Genomic DNA, 21,349 nt, shown 5'->3' with positions numbered 1-21,349 from the left:
CGGAACCAGCAGCCAGAGCAGGTTCCGGTTGTTTTTCTTTTTCGTTGTTTTCTTCCGGGTCTTTCGCCGCCCGGATTTTGAAGCGGCGGCCAGTTTCCTACTCCTTGACCCTGGTGTCGGCTGCGCTCTGCAGATCCTTGAACAGTTCCAGACCCTTGAGGAGGTCGATGGCCCTCATGAGCTGAAGGTCCTGGGCTGGATCCTCGGGAATGATGTCCATGGATGGGGCTTCCTCTTCCGCGTCTTCACTCAAAGTCTTGTCTTCCTTCACCTGATTGTTCTCCAGGTGCCCGGTCAAATCCTTCTCTCTAACGTGACCTTTGGGTGTGCCGGTGTGGTTTCTGACGACGATGTCCGGTTCGATCCCTGTGGCCTGGATGGATCTGCCGGAAGGGGTGAAGTACCTGGCGGTGGTTACCCTCATGCCTGACCCGTCTCCCAGTCGATAAATGGTCTGGACCGATCCCTTGCCGAAGGTGGTCGTGCCGATGAGAATAGCCTTTTTGTAATCCTGAAGCGCGCCTGCGACGATTTCTGAAGCGCTGGCTGACCCGCCGTTAACCAGGACCACTATAGGGTAATCAGGCTCCGTACCCTTACTCTTGGCGTTGTAGGCGAAGTTCTGGTTCTGCAGGCGTCCCTTGGTCGTAACGATAGGTCCGGAATCAACGAAAACGTTTGCGATCTCAATGGCCGATACCAGAAGACCCCCGGGGTTGTTCCTGAGGTCCAGAACCAGGCCCTTGAAGGCCTCTCCCTTTTCCCCACGTATCTTTTCGAGGGCCTCGATAAACTCTGCAGAGGTTTTCTTCGCAAACTGGGCGATCCTCACATAACCGATATTTGGGTCGAGATCCTTGACCTTCACGCTGAACAGAGGAATGACATCACGGGTGATGGTGTACTTGATCGGCTCCGGTTCACCTTCCCTGACGATGCTGATCGTCACCTTGGTGCCCTTGGGGCCCCTCATGATCTTTACCGCTTGCATGAGGCTCATGTCCTTGGTGGAGGTGTCCTCGATCATCACGATCTTGTCTCCGGCAAGGATGCCGGCGCGGAACGCGGGTGTGTCGTCAATGGGGGCGATAACGGTAAGTATCCCGTCCCTGGTCCCGATGGTGATGCCGATCCCCTGGAACTCGCCCTGGGTGTCTATCTGCATTTCCTTGTACATGTCAGGGTTCATGAAGGAGCTGTGGGGATCGAGGGAGTTGAGCATGCCCTTGATAGCCCCGCGCACAAGCTCCTGTGATTCAGGCTCCTCGACGTAGTTTTTCTGAACGATGGAAAGGGCTTCCGAGAACAGGCGGATCTGGTCATAGGTCTGGTTGTCGTATGCCTGGGCGTCGCCAATGGGACTTCTATTATCTGTCGTCACCCCCACCAGTATAAGGAGCGCAACCAGCACCCCGGTTTTGAGGTACCTGATAGGTCTCATGAGATATTCCTCCTTTTGCATGATGGACGTTGCCATCCACCTTCATTACCATTACGGATCAGCCTAACCTCTGAGATTGAAGGCCGATCCAGTCACTTTCATGTGGTTTGCTGGTGCTGCACACAATAGTCCAACGTCGTTCTGATGTTGAATCCTGCACGAAATGTAATCATCCTTTAAACCACGGGGAAGGGTCCACCGGTTTCCCGTGGTATCTTATCTCGAAATAGAGGGCAGCCCCTTCCAGTGAACCGCTGTCTCCTACAAGGCCGATGATCTTGTCCGCTTCGACTTCGTCACCCACCGCGACCATAAGTTCCAGAAGGTGTCCGTACAGGGTGTAATACCCTCCTCCATGGTCAACGATGATGATCCTGCCATAACCGCTGAACCAATCAGCGAAGATGACCTTTCCTCCATAAACGGATCTGATGGGAGTGCCTTCCGCCGATTGGATCGTCACCCCGTTGGAAAGAATGTATGTGTTAAACCGGCCGGTTCGGTTCCTTCCGAAGGATTTAACCACTCTCCCCGATACAGGCCTTTTCAGAGAACCCTTCAGGGTTGGGAAGGCGGATTCACCTGTTTCTGCCTGGAGTTGTAAAGCGTCGAGCATGTTTTTCAGGTGGGACGCCGATGACCCAAGCTCTTTGAGCAGGGAAGCGTTCTTTTCTTTTGTATCCCTGGCCGCGGCGAGTATCAGATCCTTGTCACGCTTCTTGCGCGCCAGGATCGTGAGGCTCTCTTCCTGGTCGCGACGGGTCGAAACCAGCTGAGCCTTGGCGGACCGCAGAGCCCCAACCTGCGTCTGTTCACTTCGGTAAAGTTCCGTAGAAAAGTTAAAGAGCTCGGAATCCTTTTCGGCCAGTATCTTCAGGTAGTAAGATCGTCGTTGAAGATCCTCGATCCCGGCAGAGTTCAATAGGGTCTTTAGATAACTCAGGTGGCCGGCTTTGTAAAGTGCGGCAGATCGCATGGAAAGCCACCCTGCCGCCTTCTCTTTTTGCCGTCTGATCTCCTTCAGTTTGCTTTCAGAGGCTGAGATCTTTCCTTTGAGGTCACGCTCCTGACTGTCCAGTTTCCTGACCTTTACACGAACCCTGTTGATCTCCCTGTCAAAAAACTCCAGGTCGCCCAGGATCGATCTTTCCCGTTTTTCACTGCTGGTTATTCTTTCCTGGGCTGTCCCCATGCGTTTCTGGATGCTTTCGAGCTGCTCTTTGGTCTCGTCAATGGTCTCCGCCGGGTTCTCACCCCGGGCAGCAGGGGCAAGGACGATGAACGCCGCCAGGAACAACCTGAGAAAAAAGCTCATCATCGCGAGTGTTTCCCTACCGAGGCCAGACTTCCCAGTCCGCCCAGGACCATCCCGCCGAGCAGGATGGCACCGATAGCTGAAAGGGGAAGAAATGAAAGGGAATCGATGTTCAGGATCTTGAGAATCGGCTGGTCCGAACGGCTGGCTACCAGGGCGTGAACACCGCTGAGCAGACCGAGGGATAGAACAGCACCCGCCATGCCCTGGATCACGCCTTCCACCAGGAAGGGCAGGCGTATAAAACCTTCTGTTGCACCCACAAAACGCATGATCTCCAACTCATCCCTTCTGGCCATGACGGTGATCTTGATGGTGTTGGATATGATGAATACGGCTGCGAGGGAAAGTGTCAGCCCCAGTACAACTGCGCCAAAACCAAGGATATAAAAAAGTCTGTCCAGTCTGTCGAGCCAGTCCTGCCCATACTGGATGTCCTGGACCAGCGGTTCATCTCCAATGGCGCCCAGGATGATTTTGACCCCATCCAGGTTGCGGTATGGGTCTTTGGGAGTTATCCGCAAGCTGGCAGGGAGGGGGTTGCGGTCCAGGCTGTCGATCAGGAACCGATCATCCCCGAGCATGACACCGAACTCTTCCAATGCTTTGTTCTTGGTCGTGTAGGTTACTGAGTGAACCTCGGGCAGGGATGAGAGACGGTCCTGAAAAGTGAGGATATCCTCCTCCGGGAAACCGTCCCTCAGATAGACCGTGACCCGGACTTGAGTTTTCCATGTTTCCAGGATCCCCTGAAGGTTATGGGTCATGAGGAGGTATCCGCCCACAAGGAAAAGACAGATGGATATGATACCGATTGTTATGGAGCTGGTAAACCAGCCCTGGCGAAGGTTCGTTGCCGCCCTGCCAATTGAGGAAAGGAAACGGTTCACGGGGTTCCCCCCGTAATAAGTCGCCCCCCTTCAAGGTGGATCACTCTGCGCCCCATCGTCCGGACGATCTCCAGGTTGTGGGTTGCAACGATAACAGTGGTTCCTCTGGCATTGACATCCGCGAAAACGTCCATGATCCGCTGGGAGGCTTCTGCATCCAGACCTCCTGTGGGTTCATCGGCGAGGAGAATGATGGGTTCGTTAACGAGGGCCCTCGCTATGGCGACACGCTGCTGCTCACCGCCAGAGAGAGTGAGAGGGTTTGCTCTCATCTTATGATGAATCCCGAGCCTTTTCAGCATGAGCCAGACACGGCGGCTGATCTCCCTTCGCGGCATTCCCAGAACCTCAAGCGCCAGGGCCACATTTTCAAATACGTTCCTGTTGGGAAGGAGTTTAAAATCCTGGAAAACGATCCCTATCTCGCGTCTGAGAGTGTGTATGCGAGAAGCAGGCAGGCGGGCGATATTACGTCCGTGGACAAGGATCTGTCCGGTGGTGGGCCGCTCCTCTGCGAAAAGCATCTTTAAAAGGGTGCTTTTACCAGCTCCGCTGGGGCCGGTAATGAAGGCGAAATCGCCCTTTGGAACGTGAAGGTTCAGATCCTGCAGGGCAGGGACGTCCTTCTGGTAAAGCTTGCTGACGTGAAAAAGCTGGATCATAGGATGTTCAAAAGATACCTGATGCTGGTTTCTGGTTTGAAATAGCTCATCAATCCTTGTCGATCTCGGACGCGAGATATTCGAGAATCACCTGATCGAGATTCTTCTCTACAGCTTGATCCGTCGGTGTATTGGCAGCCGTTTCAGGGGGAACTTCCAACGGTGGTTTGGGCGTCGATGGGGGGTTGACACTTTTTTGTGCCTGCGGTGGCGCCTGTACCTGAAGTGGTGCCAGGGGTTGGGGTGCCTGGGCAGGGGGCTGGTTGGGCGTTGGTGCCGGCCCGGATGGAGGAGCCGCCGCCGCTGGGGAATCTGTTGATGTTTTCTTCTGGTCGGTGAGGGGAACCCCTGTCAGGATCGCCTTGATCATGACCTTGTGCTGGTGCTCCAGAAGGTGCCTTAGCTTGGATATAAAATCATCGGTTCCGAGCAGATCCGTATAGCTGGTTTTCCTGGATGCCAGTATCCGGCCGCCCTGATAGATCAGGCTGACAATAACGGGATTGTCTATACCTCCGTCTTCGGTCTGGACGTGGTAGACGACTCCCTCGTGCTTTATGTCGGTGTTATATCCTGTCAGCATGATCGATCAATTGTGTTTAAACCTCTCCTTGCGTTAATTTTAAAATAAACAATACATTATATACCCACAGCAGATCACTTCAAGACGCAAAACAACATCCTGCTTTTCATAAGGTCTTTCATATCGCGTCTCTTACCCCATCTTTTGACAGCAGTGCAGGGTTATCCGATAAAATTTATCCTGGAGCCAGTTATGGCTCGTCCTGGGGCCTCCAGGTCAGGGCCGGTCCGAAGCAGTTCTTGCAGAAAACACGATGCTGCAGGAGACAGAGTCCTCTGTTTGTGGCGGACAATGTAAATACCTCGTTTGATATCGATGTTCCTGACCGGTACTTCTTCCAGGGTTCCGCCGGCGATGTCCCTTGCCACGGTGCTGTGGGAAAGGAAGGCGCTGCCCAGACCTGCGAGAACCCCCTCGATCACGGCCCTGGTACTGCCCAGGGTGGCTGCCCATTGGAGTGATTCCGGATCGATTCCGTACTGCAGCAGGGCATTTTCCAGGGCGAGCTGTGTCCCTGAACCGGACTCCCTCCTTATCAAAGGTATCTTAACCAATTCAGCAGGGTCCAGATCCCCGGCAGAATATACGGGAAAAGATCCGACGCCGGTCACCAGAACGATGCTGTCCCCGCACAGGAGGCTGCTTTCGAGGAGGGGATGGGGGGCCGGGCTTCCCGTGACACCCATGGCGATATCTCCGTTTTCGACTCGGCTCAGAACAGTGGCTGAATCGCTCACCGTGAGGGTCACCTGAACTTCCGGGTAGCGGTGATGAAAATCAACGAGCCACCTGGGCAGAAGGTATTCCCCGGGAACAGTGCTGGCATCTACCTGGATAGACCCCCTGATCTGTCCATGGAAGGCTTCTACTGCTTCAAGAGATTCCTCGTAAAGATCGAGGATCTTCCGGGCGTATCCCACAAGGAGAGTTCCCGTGGGCGTTAGGTTTACTCTCCTGGAAGCGCGGTCAAAGAGTTTAGCTCCGAGACTGGTCTCCAGGTTCTTTATGTGCGTACTGAGGGTGGGCTGCGTCAGGCCTACCTCTTCGGATGCCCGGGAAAACCCTCCGCACCTGGCTACGGCTTCGAAAGCCCTGAGCTGTTTCAGGTCGAAGGACATATTAACTCCCGCCCGAGATCAACCTGCTGAAGACAGCCACCGCTTCGGTTGCGTCCCGAGCGTACCCCTGGGCACCGATCTCATCAGCATAATCCTGTGTCACAGCAGCTCCACCCACCACCACGGGCAATGTCAGGCCCGCTTCCCTCAGAACAGCTACGGCATCTTTCATCCTGACCATGGTCGTTGTCATAAGGGCCGAAAGGCCGATGGCGCTGATCTCGCCCCTGGCTGCCTCCCGGGCGATCTCGGCCGCCGGGATGTTCTTACCGAGATCGATCACATCGTATCCGTGGTTCTCGAGAAGAGTCATAACTATATTCTTGCCGATATCATGGATATCACCTTCGACGGTAGCCATGAGTATTCTGCCTTTGGAAGGTATATCCATCCCTGCCATGGCCTCTTTTAACGGCTCAAAAGCAGCCTTCATGGCACGGGCGGACATCATCACCTGGGGCAGGAAATATTCGTTCCTCGCGAACCGTTCGCCCACCTCTGCCATGGCTGGTATCAGGACTTTTTCGCCCAGGGACATGGGTTCGATACCCTGGCGCAGCAGATTCCCGGCCAACTCCCTGGCCCGGTCCGGATGACCCTGGATAACCGCCAGTTTGAGGCTTTCCTCTTCTCCCACATCTCCAGCCAATGAGGGTCCGCCCTTGTCAGTCGATCCTGAGTATAAAGCAATATATCCCGAGGCTTGCCGGTCCTGGTTGAGTATGACCCTGGAAGAGGCCAGGATCCCCATGGAGGTTTCATGGAACGGATTTACGATCGCGGCAGAGAGTCCAGACCTTGCTGCCATGGCCAGAAAGGCCGCGTTGATATATTCTCTCAAAGGAAGCCCGAAGGAGATATTGCTGACCCCAAGCACAGTGTTGAGGTTCAGTTCACTCCGGATAAGGGCCAGGGTGTTTAAAGTCTCCACCACCTTGTCCTGTTCCGCTCCCGCAGAAAGGGTGAGACAGTCGATGAGAACATCCTGGTCCGGGATGCCCACCTGTCGGGCCGCCTCCAGGATGCGTCTGGCAATGGCAAGGCGTCCCTGGGCAGTTGGCGGTATGCCTTCGTTGTCCAGTGTCAGGCCAAGTACCGCCGCACCGTAGCGCTTGGCCAGGGGCAGGACCTTTTCCAGGCTCTCCTTTTCCCCTGTGACCGAGTTGATGAGGACCTTGCCGTCAGCGGCCTTAAGGCCGGCTTCGATGACCTCCGGTCGGGGTGAATCGATACTCAAAGGTACGGAAACTGCCTGCTGCACAGCGAGCACCGCCTCCACCATGGCTTGTTCCTCGTTGATCCCCGGTACCCCCACGTTCACATCCAGCATCTGAGATCCTGCCTCTACCTGCCGTGCTGCTTCCTCACGGTAGGGGTCGAATTTCCCGTCCCGAACAGATTGGGCAAGGGCTTTACGGCCGGTGGGGTTGAGGCGTTCCCCCACAGCACACAGAGGACTGGCGCCACCGACAAAAAGAACGGTACCCCGGCTGGATAGTCTCGTGGATCCAGGGTCTGTGAGGATACGGTCTGAGCGCTTTCCGGCAGCGTCGACAGCTTCCCTTATCTTCGAGATATGATCGGGTGTGGTGCCGCAGCACCCTCCGATGACGGCAGTCCCGATCCCCAGGAACTCCGGCACAGGCTCGGCCATCTCCTCGGGTGAGGCCGGAAAAACAGTGAGGCCATTTTCCAGGCGAGGCATTCCTGCATTGGGCATGGCAATGAGGGGAAGGCTGATCACGGAGGACATCCGGCTTAAAACATCCAGGATCCCGTCGGGGCCTAATCCACAGTTTGATCCGATGGCATCCACCCCTGCAGCCTCAAGTGTGACCGCCGCAGCTTCGGGTGAGCTGCCCAGAAGGGTCAATCCTGAGGGCTCAAAGGTCATGTGAGCCAGGATCGGGATCTGGGAAAATGACCTGATCGCGATGACTGCTGCCCTGATCTCCTTGATGTCCGAAAAGGTTTCAAGGAGTATGAGATCAGCCCCCGCGGAAATGATGGTTCCCGCCTGCCGGGTGAATATATCCACAGCTTCGTCGAAGGTCATGTCGCCCACTGGTGTAACGAAACGGCCTGTGGGCCCGATGCTTCCTCCCACGAGGGCTCTGCCGTCGGACGCTTCGATGGCCACCTTGACTGCGGCCCTGTTAAGCTCCTCGGTCCGGTGTTCGAGCCCGTAGGATGACAGTTTGGCCGAACTGCCACCAAATGTGTTGGTCTCTATGATATCGGCGCCCGCCCGGATATAGGCCCTGTGAATAGATCGTATCGTATCCGGGTCCTCTATGTTCAGGATCTCCGGACAGATGCCTGGCGCGATCCCTGCCTCCTGGAGCATGGTCCCCATGGCCCCGTCACAAAGGAGGGTGCGGTCTTTTATAAGGTCTGAAAAGTTCGTCACATGAAACTCCAGTTATCTGGGTGAACAGTGAATGGTGAAATGTGAATCGTGGACCGTGGACCGTGAACCGGGATTAATCGATCCTGGATTTTACTGTTCACCATTCACGTTTCACTTCCGGTGCAGAAAATGATTCTTTACCTGTTCTGCTCCGGAACTATTGAAAATACCTATAGGTATAGAAGAAAATTGAGAAAAGCAAGTGATATCAAGGCGCTTTGCGGTTTGTTAATTCAAAATCCAAAGTGGTGAAAAACATCGAATTTATTGTAACCGTGATTCCCCAAGTTTTTAGGTTTTAACTGCGGCCCTCTGCGATACATGCGGCCTACCAGCGGGACGCCTCCGCACAACTCTGCGTTAAGGCTTTCAGATCGTGTTTATATCAACCGGGATTGCCGCGTCGCCCTCGTCTATCTCGATGTTATCATTCACCCCCACCTCGGTCCTCCCCCCTCAATAGGGGGAGGAAGAATTAGGAAGATGACTATTTTATACTCGCAATGACATGCAAAACCCACTGGATTCCGGACAATCACGCATTTGGCGCGATTTCCGGAATGACGGCAAATGAGGTGTGTCTTTTTCCGGTATTTAGCTTTTCTCTGTGTCACCCTGCGTACCCTGTGGTAAATTAGTTTTATTGCATTCATGGGAACCGAATCTTTCTACTGGCTCCTGGGTACTGGGGACTATTACGGAGAAACCGATATGCGCCAGCCTTCAGCCAGATCGCAGAACATACCCTCTTTCATTGTGATGGATGTCCTTGAAAAGGCCCAGAAAATGGAAAGAGAGGGTCGGTCCGTCATCCATATGGAAATAGGGGAGCCGGATTTCGAAACCCCTGAAGTTGTCCGACAGGCAGCCATTGAGGCCATTGAAATGGGCGACACCAGGTACACCCACAGTCTGGGGCTCATCGACCTCAGGGAAGCCATCAGCGAACATTTCGAATTAAGATACGGCGTCAAGGTCGACCCCGGTCGTATTATCGTCACTCCGGGGACCTCACCGGCCCTTCTCCTCATATTCGCTGCTCTTCTCGAGGCTGGCGGAGAGGTTCTTATGAGCGATCCCCACTACGCCTGTTATCCCAACTTTGTATCGTTCCTGGGGGGCCAGCCTGTTTACTCGCCCGTTTTTGCCCGGAACGGATATCTCCCCGACCTTGATGATATGGCCGGTCGGATCAGGGCTCATACGGCAGCGGTACTCATCAACTCTCCGGGAAACCCCACTGGGGCTGTCCTGGATGCCAGTATTATGGGGCGGATCGCCGAAATGGGGGTACCTGTCGTTTCTGACGAGATCTATCATGGCCTGGTTTACGATACTTCGGATCACAGTATCCTGGAGTTCACTGAAGAGGCTTTCGTTCTAAACGGATTTTCAAAACTTTACGCCATGACCGGTTGGCGGTTGGGCTATGTTATTGCTCCGGAGCGTTTTGTCCGTCCCATGCAGAAAATGCAGCAGAACTTTTTCATTTCAGCCGCTGCTTTTGTCCAGCGGGCTGGTATAGCAGCCCTGCGCCACACCAGTACGGATATACAGGAGATGGTTCGCACCTACGACCGTCGGCGTAAACTTCTTCTCACCGGGCTTCGGGAGATCGGGTTGCCTGTCCCTGCGGATCCGCAGGGCGCTTTTTATGTCCTCGTGGATGCAAGGCATCTGGATTCAGATTCCTACCGCCTGGCCTTCGACATACTGGAAAGGGTGGGGGTAGCTGTTACTCCCGGCATCGATTTTGGTCCTTCTGCCGAGGGGCATCTTCGTTTTTCCTATGCCAACTCGAGCGAGAACCTCCGTGAGGGGATACGCCGGCTATCGGAGTACATTAGAGAGGTGACACCCGATGAAATGTAGATCTGAAATTATCCGGAAAGTGAGCTTGCTTGCAGCTGTTGGGCTGGGAGTTGTTTTTCTGGCTTCCTGTGCTTCGACTGGTATCACCCTCTTTGAACTGGTTCCGGCCCAGGGACAGGTGTCCACAGTATCGATCCATAATGATCAGGTGGTCCTGTCAGCCAGATACCTGGATGCCGGAGAGCGGATGACGTACCTCAGGGAAAAGGGGTCTGAGTTTCTGGGACTGGGGCTCAGACAGGTTTCCCTGGTAACTTTTGCTCTTTCCGTAGATAACGGTTCTGATCAGAAACTGATACTGGACCCCGGAAGCATCAGGTTGGCCGTGGGATACGGACCTCTCCTCAGTCCATACAACTATGCGCACCTTTACATGGAGCTTCCGCGAGGGAGCAATAGACAGAGGGTTCTCGAGGACCTGAGGAAGGTGACCTTTGACAAATCAACGACCATTTTACCTGGCCAGATGAATGAAAAACTGCTGCTGTTCAAAAGACCGGAATTGGTCGGTCCGGAGGCCGCTGTTCTTTTTGAAAGGTTATATTTGGGGGGAGAGGAACTCAAGACGCTCCTGGAATTTAAGACTGTGGATCTGGGGAAGTAAATCAGAACGCAGGAGAAAATCTCGTTTGTGCGTAGAGCGTGCGTGCGTGTGTGCGAAAAACAAGAGGGAAAAACGGTTGCTATAATGGCGATGTTTTTACCGCAAAGGACGCTAAGTTTCGCAAAGGTAAAGACATATATCTCGAATGAAATATAATAATAGAAAAACGAAATGGAAATAGTGTGAAACCTTTGAAATTTGTAATTTGAAATGTGGAATTGGATTTGACCATGGCCTCCAAACTCCAAACTCCAAACTCCAAACTCCAAACTCCAAACTCCAAACTCCAAACTCCAAACCCTAAACTATCCCTTTATGAGGTTCAGTATTTTCAGCGCCTTCAGGTCCTTGATACAGTAAATGGAGTGTCCGCCCTCTCGCCGGAGGGAGAGGATGCCGCGGGACCGGAGAATTCCCAGATGCTGGGAAATGTTGGACTGTTTAAGGTCCAGTTTTTCCCCAATGTTGGTCACGCAGCGGCCTTCTTGATCCAGAAGCTCAAGTATCCGTATCCTCGTTGGGTGAGCGAGGGCTTTCAGATATTCAGCTTGTACGGTCTTATCCTGATCCATCTCCCGGCCTCCTGATGGTTAAGTGGTATGTGGTCTGTGTCCAGCCTCAGATATAAGTCACTTCTCTTATTAGAATATAATAATTTGAATGTCAAATAAAAAGCCACACTATAAAGCGTGGCTTTGAGATCCTCTCATATTCAATAGATGCTTACGTCTTATCTTCATCGCCTTCCTCTATTTTCTCGGGAGTGACGTCTATCTCATCCTCACCCGTGGTGGCTTTTTTGAAATTCTTGATGCCTTTACCCAGGCCGGCACCGATTTCCGGGAGTTTGCCAGCTCCGAAGATGACCAGGATGATGACGAGTATGAGAACCAGTTCCGTAACACCGAATCCAAACATCTTTTACTCTCTTCCCAGGTTAGAAGTACTCCCCATTATACCTTGGGGGTGTGGTTCGTGACAAGGTCCCGTATCATTTGCGCTCACTCTTGCCAACTAAGGGTCTTAACCCTTTGTTCCTAACCGGTTCGCAGGGCTATCTAACTTTCCTTGCTTTCGTCGTACGTATCAGCGGCAGGCTCTACTTCAGCAGGCTCGGGTTCGGGAACGGGCTCAGGCTCGGCGGCAGGCACAGCCTCTTCCTCAGCAGTGACTTCGGCTTGGGCAGCCGCATCCGCCTCGGTGGCTTTTTCTTCAGCGTCCGCAGTTTCAACCTCTGCTGCCTCGTCCACCATAACCTCTGCGGCGGTGGTTGAATCCACCTCGGGGGCATCCGCCAGTGCCTCTTCGCCTTCTAACTCCTCTTCAACAGGGACCTCTTCAGGCTCGGGCTGCCTAAGTGGCGGGGCTTCCTTCTTGATGGCGTGATGGATGACAAGAAGGCCGTTTTTGCTGCCGGGAACAGGACCCTTGACCATGATGAGGTTCTGGCTCTCGCGGATGTCCACAATTTTGAGGTTCTGGATGGTGACAGCCACGTTGCCCATCTGTCCTGGCATTTTCATTCCTTTGAATACCTTGGCGGGGTCTGCAGACGGCCCGATGGAACCGCCGCCTCTTTTGCTTTCATGGACGCCGTGGGAAGCCATGAACCCGGAGAATCCGTGTCGTTTCATGACGCCAGCGAAGCCTTTGCCTTTTGATGTACCGGTGATGTCCACACGGTCATCCTTTTCGAACTGGCCGGCGGTTAAAACCTGGCCGACGGTGAACATTTCCGGGTTGTCGACCCTGGCCTCACGGATATGCCTCTTGGGGGTTGAATCGGCTTTTTTGAAGTGGCCAAGGAGAGGTTTGGTCGTATGCTTCTCTTTCTTGTCACTGAAGCCGAGCTGGATGGCGTTGTAGCCGTCCGTTTTCTTGGTCTTCACCTGTAAAACGGTGCAGGGACCTGCCTGTACGATTGTTACCGGGATTACGTTGCCCTGGCGGTCGAAGATCTGGGTCATGCCCAGCTTGCGGCCGAGAATGGTCTGCCTCATGATAGGTTTCCTCCTTTTCCTATCTTATCCGCCCCGATTCATTTCGAGGAGGATGGTTTAGTTGGAGAACAAATCTGTGTACATGAAATAGCAGGGTCCGTCAAGGTGCATTCAGTTTGGTGCATTCAATTTTGAATTGAGAATTGTGGATTGCGAATTAATTCCTGGTGAAAAGTGAACAATGAATTGTGAAGCGTAAAGTCTCACCAGTTCACGGTTCACCATTCACTGACTCTATCTGGAAATTACTGTCCTGCCTCCATGTTCGGTGGTCGGAAAAGTTCGTCGATGGTGACCAGAAACACTACAAGAAGAATCAAAAGGCGCAGGATGGAGTTATCAGGCACCTTTTGTTGCGGGAGAGGTTCGACAATTGGGATGTTAAACTCTGGGGGTTCAACTACTGTCATCGTTCTTTGTGCCGATTTGAAATCCAGCGTCAGGGCTTTGTTGATCTGTGAGAGGCTTGTTTCAGGCGAGAATACATCCATGGACAGGGGAATTTTATCCAGATCAAGAGGCGATGTGGTGTAGGCTCCAGGCGCAACCTCCTCAAGATCGAAGTCGGAACTGATTCCGCCCTGGAAAAAGGCTTTTGCATAGGAAGACCCGGTTTTTCCTCCCGGTGGTCTGTAAAATAACCTTTTAGACCCGGTTATCCTGGTCAGGAATGTTGAGGATTCCATTTCCCTGCGGACTCCGATTTGAGCCAACAGAGCTTCCCATGGGGAATCCTTTCCATACCAGTCCCGAGCCAGAGCAAGCCCATTGTCGCCTGTAAATACAGTAATTGTGCCAGCTCCATATCGCCATCGTGCGAGGAGAGGGAACCCCGTTTCCGTCCATGCCAGTACTGAGGCTCCCGGTTTGAGGGTTGTAATAGCTTGTCCGCGTATATCGGGCAGATTTTCAATGTTTGGAAAATCGTGTCTGAAAAAAGTGGGTTTTCGAAACTTGTAGCTGATCAGGTTATCAGAGATCTGGTCCAGATCCTGAAGGCTGAACCCGGGTATCTGATTAATATCCGTTGTGAGGTAAAAATATCCTCCCGATTCGTCAGCAAACCGGTTTAACTGGGAAATGTGTTCGTCCCCCCGCTTGCCGAAACCTATCAGGCTTACAGTTATGCTCTCCTCGTTAAATTTTTTCAGCAGGTCCCAGACAGTTCCCACTTCGTCGACTTGATACTCGTCAACATCCGCTGTATCCAGAAACACAAGTATATGTTTTGCATCGGATCTTATTTGGCGGAGTTTTTCGTAAGCTTCGAGCAGGCCTGAGTAAAGGTTGATCCCAGGGCCATAGGCCTTGATTCTCCCTATCAATTCCTCTTCATTTGCGCGGTCGCGCGGCAGAGTCGGTTCGAAGACCCAGGAAGGGTTGTTTGTAACGGTGAGGACGCCGAAGGGGGCAGTGTCCGGTAATGCCTCGGAAAGGTTGAGCAGGGATTTTTTCGCCATCTTTATCTTCATACCCCAACCACCGGTCCCCGATGCCGAGTGCCCCCAACCGCCCCCGCCCCCTATTTTGTAAAACATACTCAGAGAGGCATCCACAATGGCCACCATGGCGAGTGACTGCTCCTCCTCATTCCTGTTTTCGCTGCCGAATTTGACGGGAAGAAGGTCTTCGAGATATGAACCACTGGCGGAACGATCGACATTTTCACCTGTGATAAAAAGCAGATCCTGACCGCCAGTAAAAACGGTCTGATCCAGGAACTCCACTGCCTTTGTCGTCATGTATTCTTGAGGGATCGCATCCAGGACAATAATGTCCCCTGTATCGAACCCTTCCAATTGAGACCGGTCATGGCTCATCAGGCGCAGAGGAGAGATCGGTTCAACTGAAAATCCTGCCTCAAGGAATGTTCGGGCCATGGGGGTAGTGACTCCGCTGGGTGAGATGTAGTGGATACGCGGGCGCTTAATTGCCAGGATGGAGTGGTGATTCTCCTCCTGGACCGAACCATCTGCGCCAGTGACCTTTAACCTCAGGGTGTGATGGCCGGGTTCTTCGATTGCCATGCTGAAACTTCTGGTATGGGATCCTGCCTGTGCTTCATCCAGTTCAATATCCCCGGACTGCTTATCAAGAGTCAGGCTCAAGTCACCAGGAGCGGTTTTTGGTGACAATTGAAAACTCCCCGTAAATGTCTGTCCGATGAAGACCCTTCTAGGCGCTTTCACTGTGCGGATTGAGGGTGAAAATGCGCGGAGCGTTTTGATCCAGGTGATCTTTTCCCCGTACCAGGGTGGCTCATTCAGAATGCCGGGATACTCTTCGGAAAGAACTGCAGCAATAACCCTGTCGTCCTTGCCCATTTCCCAACTGACTCGGAGAAGGGCCCTTTCTATATCACCAAAATATTCGAGATGGTAGCCAGGCAGTTTCAAATGCAGGCTGCTGGCCTGAGCATTATTGTAGAAAAGTATCAGCGGATCGTAGCCAGCATCCTGAAAATACGGCAGCTTTTTTTCGATGGTGCTCTGCAGATGCACAGGTCCTGCAGATTGGCCGTCAATGAGGATGACTGCTCTGGGTATTCCGGTGCTTTCCAGCGGCCTGGTTTGTGGCCAGATGGTCACGAGTATAAAAAGCAGAAGAATGGTTAAAGTGCGAAAGGTAACAATAACTGCTGTGATGGCAGGTACGTGATAGCTGTCTTGCCGTGCAGCTTTGACAGCAATAGGAATCATTAAGAGTCCCAGGACCAAAAGCAGGGAGGTCATGGAAGTTTCCTGCTTCCGATTGCTGAATCAGCGGCCAGGAGCAGTAATATGATCAGTGCAAGGACAAGGCAGGGCCGGGTGAGGTCTGTTCTGACCTCGATTTTATGGAGAGGATCCGACAAGCTTAGCCCTGGCAGCTTGGGCACGGTGACCACACTTGCACCCAGAGTTACTTCCGCACAAAGTATGTTGAGTTTCTCACCCTGAGGCCCGGGTGAAGCCTTGCCCCTTCGGGTTTCTCCTGCACACCCGAGGCCACGGTCCCATGTGATCCTCTGGTCATTGGCTAGCCACTTGACACTTTCCAGTGCGAGGATCGGAAAAGATGGGTCCAGATATATGCCGTTATCCTCCGGGTCAAAGCTCCACACCACCACTCGGCTTCCATCAATCTCACCAACTGCGATGAGAGGGGTCCCCTCAGCGTCTCCAATGACTTCGAAACTCTCCGGGATTTGGAACTCGGTTACTTTGGAAGGGCGGAAGTCCCGAAACCGCAACTGACGTGTGATGCTATGGAGAGGATCAAAGCTGGCAATAAGGGGGGCGGTCAGGATCTTTTTGAACGAAAACCCGGAAAAATCCCCTGTGGGGAATATAATTAGATAAGGGCCAGCGTCACCCTGTTCCGGAAGTTCTCCATCCAGGATCTTGATGAACGGTCCAGTGGAAGTGTCAATTCCTGAGTCCACAGCCCTTATCCGTTTTTCGGATAAAAGGGCTTTTTTTATAAAGGGGCGGGTCTGTTTGCCCAAATCCACCAGATAGTTTGCTGTCCCGGGTGCGATCGTTGCAGTTAAGCTGTCATCTTGCTGAAGAAGATCATCGACATCCAGCTCAAGAGACACTTCACCAGGAGGAATAACCAGGCCTTTCGCAACAACTCGGCCGTCTCCCTTCTTATCCAGAGATACAGGTAAATCTAGAATGGATCCATTCGCGAGGTGCAGTTGGACTATGAGTTCGGATGTCTCATGCCCCCTCGATATTGTTCGGAAAAACAGATCGAAAGTTTCAGCTCCGGAAGGTGAGAGGTCGAAAGCTACTATCCCGGTGTTGCCGTATAAAGGGGGTGTTTCCTCGGAGAATATCAAGGGTCTGGTTGAATCATCGTCCTTCAGATCCTTTCGCCACTGGTGGTCGCGAGGAGATATCACAATGGTTCCCTTGAAGGGTGTTGAATTCAGAAGAGCCTTTGTCAGTTCCACGGCTTCGGTGGACGACGGGAACGGATAGGCTGGGGTCCTGCCCTCGAGTGCGGATAGAAGACTCCGGCGGTTGAGGCCGGGCTGCAGTTCGTAACCGGGAGATGTGATAAAGAGTGAATAGGTGTCATGGGAATTGATGTTTTTTGTAAGTTGGCCTAACTCCTCAAGTCCGATCCTGAACAGGCTCTCTTTTTCCACCGTTGCGTTGGCGGTGAAAGGGTTATCCATGACCACAAGCCATTCTCCGGGTACGTCCTTCATATTTCGAAGGTGGAGTCTGTTAAAAGCCAGGGATAAAAGCAGGAATGCCATGGCGAGGAGGAAATACCTCCATCTTTTGCTAAGCCGGGCAACCCTGCTGGAAGGGGCGCTTGTTATGTTTTGAATCGGTTCGATGATGGGTGAAATGGAAAGAATTATCTTTTTCTTTTTCCATCGGCTGCGCTGGAACCAGAGCAGAAGTGGAATTAGGAGAAGGATCCCGAATCCGTATAAGGAATCCATTCCCATCAGCGCCATCCGTTCCATGATGGCAAGTGAAAGAAGTTAAGCACCAGTTCCTCGAAGGGGGATCTGGTGGTAGAGTTCAGAAAAGGAACTCTTTGCTGATGAAAAGATTCTTCGGTCTCTCGCATAAACGTGTTGATGGTCTTACGGTATTCCTTCTGAAGGCGATACCCGATGAGTCTACGCACCTGTCGTCCGGATTCGGGATCGCTGATCTGATAGTGTCCCCGCAATCGAGGCGCAACCTCTCGCTCATGCATTATTCGTATGGCGGCCAGACGTGAGCCGGCGGCTTTTAAAAGGTTCAATTGTTCCCAATATGACCTTTTCTCAATGAAATCCGATATGACCAGAAGACGGGAAGGGGATTTTTCCCCCAAGTTGCGCAATTGTTCAAGGCTTTGGCCAAGATCAGTCTCTGAACCGGAAGGAAGTGTCTCAAGTTGCTGCAGAAAATCCAGCGTGCTCGATTCTCCCTCCTCGTAGGAACGCGTCAATAATATGCGATCAGACCAGGAATGGAGAATGACCTGGTTTCCAGTCAAGAGGGCCAGATACCCTATCCCGGCAGCTGTTTCCAGGCATCTGTGGTATTTCGACACATGAGGGGAACGCATTGAACCGCTTGAATCAACGAAGAGATGGATAATCCCTTCATCCTCCCTGACCACCGTTTTGATGAAATATCGATCCTGACGGGCGTATATGCTCCAGTCGATGTAACGGGGATCGTCCCCAGGGGCGTATGGTCTATAGGAGTCGGTCTCAGGTGTCACCATGTGACCGGTGGGAGTAGCTCTGAAGAACTCAAATCTGTGCAGCACAGAAGAGAGTCTATCGCGCATGCGATGAAGTCTTCTCAGGAATGAAGGTGTGAGCATTTCCATTGGCAGCAGCTATCTCTTTAAAAATTCGCTTTCAGTTTTCCGAAAAGTTCTTTGAGGAGTGTTTCAGCACCAACACCTTCCACTTCGCCCTCAAACCTCATGACAAGCCTGTGGCACAAAGCCGGGATGAAGTTTTCCTCGAGGTCTTCAAGGGAAATGTTCACCCTCCCGTCGATTACTGCCGATAGGCGCGAAGCTGCCAGCAGGGCGTTGACTCCCCTGGGGGAGGCACCATATCGGACGAGCCGTTTGATCGTATCTGTCGTGCCCTTCACATCCGGGTGGGTCATTCGGACAAGCTGCACGGCAAAGTCATAGATCCTGTCGGTAATAGGGAGTTGGAAAAGCATCTGTCTTATCTGGAGGATGCGTTCTTGTGAAAGGACTTTTTCCACATGTAACTGGTCGCCAAACTCCGTAGCGTTCCTTCGCGCGATCTCTTTCAAGGATTCTTCTGAAGGGTAGCTGATGACAACCTTGAAAAAAAACCGGTCCAGCTGAGCCTCAGGAAGAGGATAAGTTCCTGCCATCTCGATGGGGTTCTGTGTGGCAAGGGTGATGAAAATATCATCCATGGAATATGTGGTTCCGAACACGGTAGCCTCGTGTTCTTCCATGGCCTGCAGGAGCGCAGACTGGGTCTTGGGGCTGGCCCGGTTAATTTCATCGGCGAGAAGGACCTGGGTGAAAACGGGACCTTTCTCGAAACGGAAATGGCGATTACCCCTCTCGTCTTCAATAATGATATTCGTTCCGATAATGTCGGCAGGCATGAGGTCGGGGGTGAACTGTGTCCTTTTGAAATCCAGATCCAGAATCTCAGCCATAGTCCTGACCATCAAGGTTTTTCCAAGTCCCGGTGCCCCTTCCAGAAGAATATGCCCGTTAGAGAACAGTGCCTTGAGGATGGATCTGAGAATGTCCGTATTGCCAACTATACGTTTTTCGAACTGCTCCTGAACCCGGGACAGATCCCTGCGAACCTCCTCGATTGCTCTGGAGAAATCGGTTATCGCTTTTCTTCCCATTTCATCAGCTCCCTGTAATAGGTTTCCAGTTGTTCCCTGTAAACGGTTGGGTAGTTGACCATTAATGATCTGAAATTTTCTATGACCGACTGGTCGAGCGGGGCCACTCCTTCTCCTCCCTGTCCCGGGATGAGATTTAAGAACTCTTTGGCATCGGGGAGTGTGGCAAATTCCTTTTCGGTTCGGGATTCAAGGTTGGATGGCACTGGCGGGGAAACCTTGTCTGTGACCGTGATGGATTCGATTGTATCCGGCGCAGCGAGATCCACCTGACGCCCTTCACCGGATCCTTCCTGACCGCCGGCTCCAGAACCCATGGGAGAGAGACCGTTCCCACTGGATGCAGAGTCTTCTCCGGTTGCTCCAGGCTGTTCCTGGCGCTCTCCCAACTGCTCTTCTTCGCTTTTAGCTTCAGATAATGGATTTTCAGCTCCTTCTCCTTCAGGCACCGGGCCTTCCGACTCCGGGTTCTGTCCCAAATCAGAGTTGGATTCCTCATTTAACTGCCGGGAACCTTCTTCGCCTGATGATAAGGGTTTAAGCACAATCCGGCTTGTAATCCCCGGCGGACGGTAGTCGGCGTTCCATGACAGGTACATGGTCCCGGCGAACAGAAACAGGACGAAGGGCAGGAGTTTTGGGATATGGAAACGAAGCCCTCTTTTTATTTTCTCAAAATCGATGTCTGAAAGGCACCCGTTTGAATGGGCCTCGATCACGCCCTGCGGGGCGTTTCCGGGGACAATATACCAGATAAGGCTGTAAAGCCTGTCCTTCAGGGCGAAGTGGCGGTCAAGGAATTTGGAAAATTGTTCCATTTTCAAATGCTTGAACTCCCTGACGAGGAGGACTATTAACAGCAGTTCAAAAAAATGCGGGAGAGCTGCTTTCCAACCAAAGAGCCTGAAAAGAGCAATGGAAATAATACCAAGGAGGAGGTCAGCCGTAAGGGTAAAGGTGAGAATATGAAGAAAACGGTTCAGGGCATGAAGTGTTCTTAGATGCCTGAGACGTCTAAGGACCTCAAGGGAAGAGGATTTTGTTGATCCGTTTTCGGGTTTAAAGTGATGTTTCAAGGTTTAAGGAGAATGCCAAGCTGGAGTTCCATCTGAGTGCGAATATGCCCGGTATATTCAACCTGAAGGTGTTTGCTGGTTATCATGATACCCGCATTGCCCCGGCCTGTCCTCAGGCTCACTATCTGATCGTCACTTGCCCAGCGTTCCTGAATCAGGTCCTGAAAAGTCGTTGTTACATAGGGACCGGGATGTTGGTCAAGGAGGGGAATGGGAATAGAAAAACTTAATTGGTACAGCCGGTCCATGTGGTCGAACTCCGGCATGACATTCATCAGGATGGAGTCTTCTATGTGATATTTATCTTCGTCCAGTTTTTGCCAGTGAGTTTCAACCTCTGCCCGTGCCATCCCCATTTTGACACCGTATAGACTGAATTCATCAGCTTTTACCAAGCCTGGCAGCAGGACCAGAAAGGCAACTGCGAGAAGAGCCATCTTTTTCATTATTACCCCCGTTAAAGGATCAATGTGTAACCTGAGTGTATCTACAATTATTACAGGGTCGAATTAAAATATAACCGCAATTTTCTGTCTATCAACCCCTAAACAGGGACCGCTTACGGGTGAGGTATAAAATTAAAGGACCCCGTTGATTCGGGGTCCTTTGATTTTATCTTGGCGGAAGTGCATGGGAATCGAACCCACCGTACCGGGTTTTAGCCAGTACCACTGGATTTGAAGTCCAGGAGGGCCACCAGTGCCCTACGCACTCCCGTAGATCAGGGTAAGGGCAACCTGAGCCTATGTCAAGAGTTTGGAGGCTCAGGAGGGACTCTCGAAACGAGGGAGAGGGGGAGCGCCTGACACGGAGACGCGGAGACACGGGGACACGGAGGGAAAGATATGTGTCCAGGTATCGGAGTATCGGGGAAAAACCTGAACGCGGGAGAAATACCAGTGATCACCTTGACATCAGGAACAAGGTGATCAGACTTAGCTGCGTCCTGCGTCCTGCGTCCTGCGTCCTGCGTCCTGCGTCCTGCGTCCTGCGTCCTGCGTCCTGCGTCCTGCGTC

At 52.5% G+C, this 21,349-nt stretch carries 17 protein-coding genes, 1 tRNA gene and 1 pseudogene; 2 read left to right on the top strand and 17 right to left on the bottom strand.

The window, feature by feature from the left end:
* Positions 1-97: 97 nt before the first annotated feature.
* The 7 genes from P1S59_04365 to P1S59_04335 form a co-directional block, all read right to left on the bottom strand.
* Complete coding sequence (locus tag P1S59_04365; protein ID MDF1525489.1) at positions 98-1,441, bottom strand: S41 family peptidase; 1,344 nt, start codon at positions 1,439-1,441, stop codon at positions 98-100.
* Positions 1,442-1,610: 169 nt separating this feature from the next.
* The gene (locus P1S59_04360; protein ID MDF1525488.1) at positions 1,611-2,759 is read right to left on the bottom strand and encodes a peptidoglycan DD-metalloendopeptidase family protein; all 1,149 of its coding nucleotides are present in this window, start codon (positions 2,757-2,759) and stop codon (positions 1,611-1,613) included.
* On the bottom strand, positions 2,756-3,646 hold the full coding sequence (gene ftsX, locus P1S59_04355; GenBank protein ID MDF1525487.1) for a permease-like cell division protein FtsX: 891 nt from the start codon (positions 3,644-3,646) through the stop codon (positions 2,756-2,758). Before ftsX ends, P1S59_04360 begins: the two co-directional genes overlap by 4 nt.
* Complete coding sequence (ftsE, locus tag P1S59_04350; protein ID MDF1525486.1) at positions 3,643-4,308, bottom strand: cell division ATP-binding protein FtsE; 666 nt, start codon at positions 4,306-4,308, stop codon at positions 3,643-3,645. Before ftsE ends, ftsX begins: the two co-directional genes overlap by 4 nt.
* A 49-nt stretch (positions 4,309-4,357) precedes the next feature.
* Positions 4,358-4,891 (bottom strand): hypothetical protein, encoded by a 534-nt coding sequence (locus P1S59_04345; GenBank protein MDF1525485.1) that lies wholly within the window; start codon positions 4,889-4,891, stop codon positions 4,358-4,360.
* Positions 4,892-5,052: 161 nt separating this feature from the next.
* Entirely contained in the window at positions 5,053-6,009 is a 957-nt protein-coding gene (locus P1S59_04340) for a selenium metabolism-associated LysR family transcriptional regulator (GenBank protein MDF1525484.1), read from the bottom strand.
* Between the two features lies 1 nt (position 6,010).
* Entirely contained in the window at positions 6,011-8,419 is a 2,409-nt protein-coding gene (locus P1S59_04335) for a homocysteine S-methyltransferase family protein (GenBank protein ID MDF1525483.1), read from the bottom strand.
* A gap of 711 nt (positions 8,420-9,130) precedes the next feature.
* Here P1S59_04335 and P1S59_04330 point away from each other — a divergent pair.
* Both P1S59_04330 and P1S59_04325 read left to right on the top strand, forming a co-directional pair.
* Positions 9,131-10,291, top strand: a complete 1,161-nt coding sequence (locus P1S59_04330) for a pyridoxal phosphate-dependent aminotransferase (GenBank protein ID MDF1525482.1) — start codon at positions 9,131-9,133, stop codon at positions 10,289-10,291.
* Positions 10,281-10,895: a hypothetical protein gene (locus P1S59_04325; protein ID MDF1525481.1), complete on the top strand. Its 615-nt coding sequence runs from the start codon at positions 10,281-10,283 to the stop codon at positions 10,893-10,895. Before P1S59_04330 ends, P1S59_04325 begins: the two co-directional genes overlap by 11 nt.
* 305 nt (positions 10,896-11,200) lie before the next feature.
* Here P1S59_04325 and P1S59_04320 read toward each other — a convergent pair whose 3' ends face one another.
* The 10 genes and pseudogenes from P1S59_04320 to P1S59_04275 all read right to left on the bottom strand — a co-directional run bounded on the left by P1S59_04320 (position 11,201) and on the right by P1S59_04275 (position 21,049).
* Positions 11,201-11,467, bottom strand: a complete 267-nt coding sequence (locus tag P1S59_04320) for a metalloregulator ArsR/SmtB family transcription factor (GenBank protein MDF1525480.1) — start codon at positions 11,465-11,467, stop codon at positions 11,201-11,203.
* A 151-nt stretch (positions 11,468-11,618) separates the two neighbouring features.
* Positions 11,619-11,813, bottom strand: a complete 195-nt coding sequence (locus tag P1S59_04315; protein MDF1525479.1) for a twin-arginine translocase TatA/TatE family subunit — start codon at positions 11,811-11,813, stop codon at positions 11,619-11,621.
* A gap of 449 nt (positions 11,814-12,262) precedes the next feature.
* Positions 12,263-12,895 (bottom strand): annotated as a pseudogene (gene rplC / locus P1S59_04310) (50S ribosomal protein L3).
* 245 nt (positions 12,896-13,140) lie between these two features.
* Positions 13,141-15,627, bottom strand: a complete 2,487-nt coding sequence (locus P1S59_04305; GenBank protein MDF1525478.1) for a VWA domain-containing protein — start codon at positions 15,625-15,627, stop codon at positions 13,141-13,143.
* A complete protein-coding gene (locus P1S59_04300; GenBank protein ID MDF1525477.1) occupies positions 15,624-17,345 on the bottom strand; it encodes a hypothetical protein in 1,722 nt (573 codons plus the stop codon). Before P1S59_04300 ends, P1S59_04305 begins: the two co-directional genes overlap by 4 nt.
* Positions 17,345-18,187 (bottom strand): DUF58 domain-containing protein, encoded by an 843-nt coding sequence (locus tag P1S59_04295; GenBank protein ID MDF1525476.1) that lies wholly within the window; start codon positions 18,185-18,187, stop codon positions 17,345-17,347. The genes P1S59_04300 and P1S59_04295 overlap by 1 nt, the downstream gene beginning before the upstream one ends.
* Before the next feature lie 59 nt (positions 18,188-18,246).
* A complete protein-coding gene (locus tag P1S59_04290; GenBank protein ID MDF1525475.1) occupies positions 18,247-19,257 on the bottom strand; it encodes a MoxR family ATPase in 1,011 nt (336 codons plus the stop codon).
* On the bottom strand, positions 19,239-20,075 hold the full coding sequence (locus P1S59_04285) for a hypothetical protein (protein ID MDF1525474.1): 837 nt from the start codon (positions 20,073-20,075) through the stop codon (positions 19,239-19,241). The genes P1S59_04290 and P1S59_04285 overlap by 19 nt, the downstream gene beginning before the upstream one ends.
* Positions 20,076-20,329: 254 nt before the next feature.
* On the bottom strand, positions 20,330-20,779 hold the full coding sequence (locus P1S59_04280) for a hypothetical protein (protein ID MDF1525473.1): 450 nt from the start codon (positions 20,777-20,779) through the stop codon (positions 20,330-20,332).
* A gap of 172 nt (positions 20,780-20,951) precedes the next feature.
* Positions 20,952-21,049: transfer RNA gene (locus P1S59_04275), tRNA-Sec, on the bottom strand.
* Positions 21,050-21,349 lie beyond the last annotated feature (300 nt).

This window comes from bacterium, assembly GCA_029210965.1.
Taxonomy (GTDB): Bacteria; BMS3Abin14; BMS3Abin14; order BMS3Abin14; family BMS3Abin14; genus JALHUC01.
Note: the sequence above shows the minus strand (reverse complement) of the source record. Positions and strands in the feature narration are given on the sequence as shown.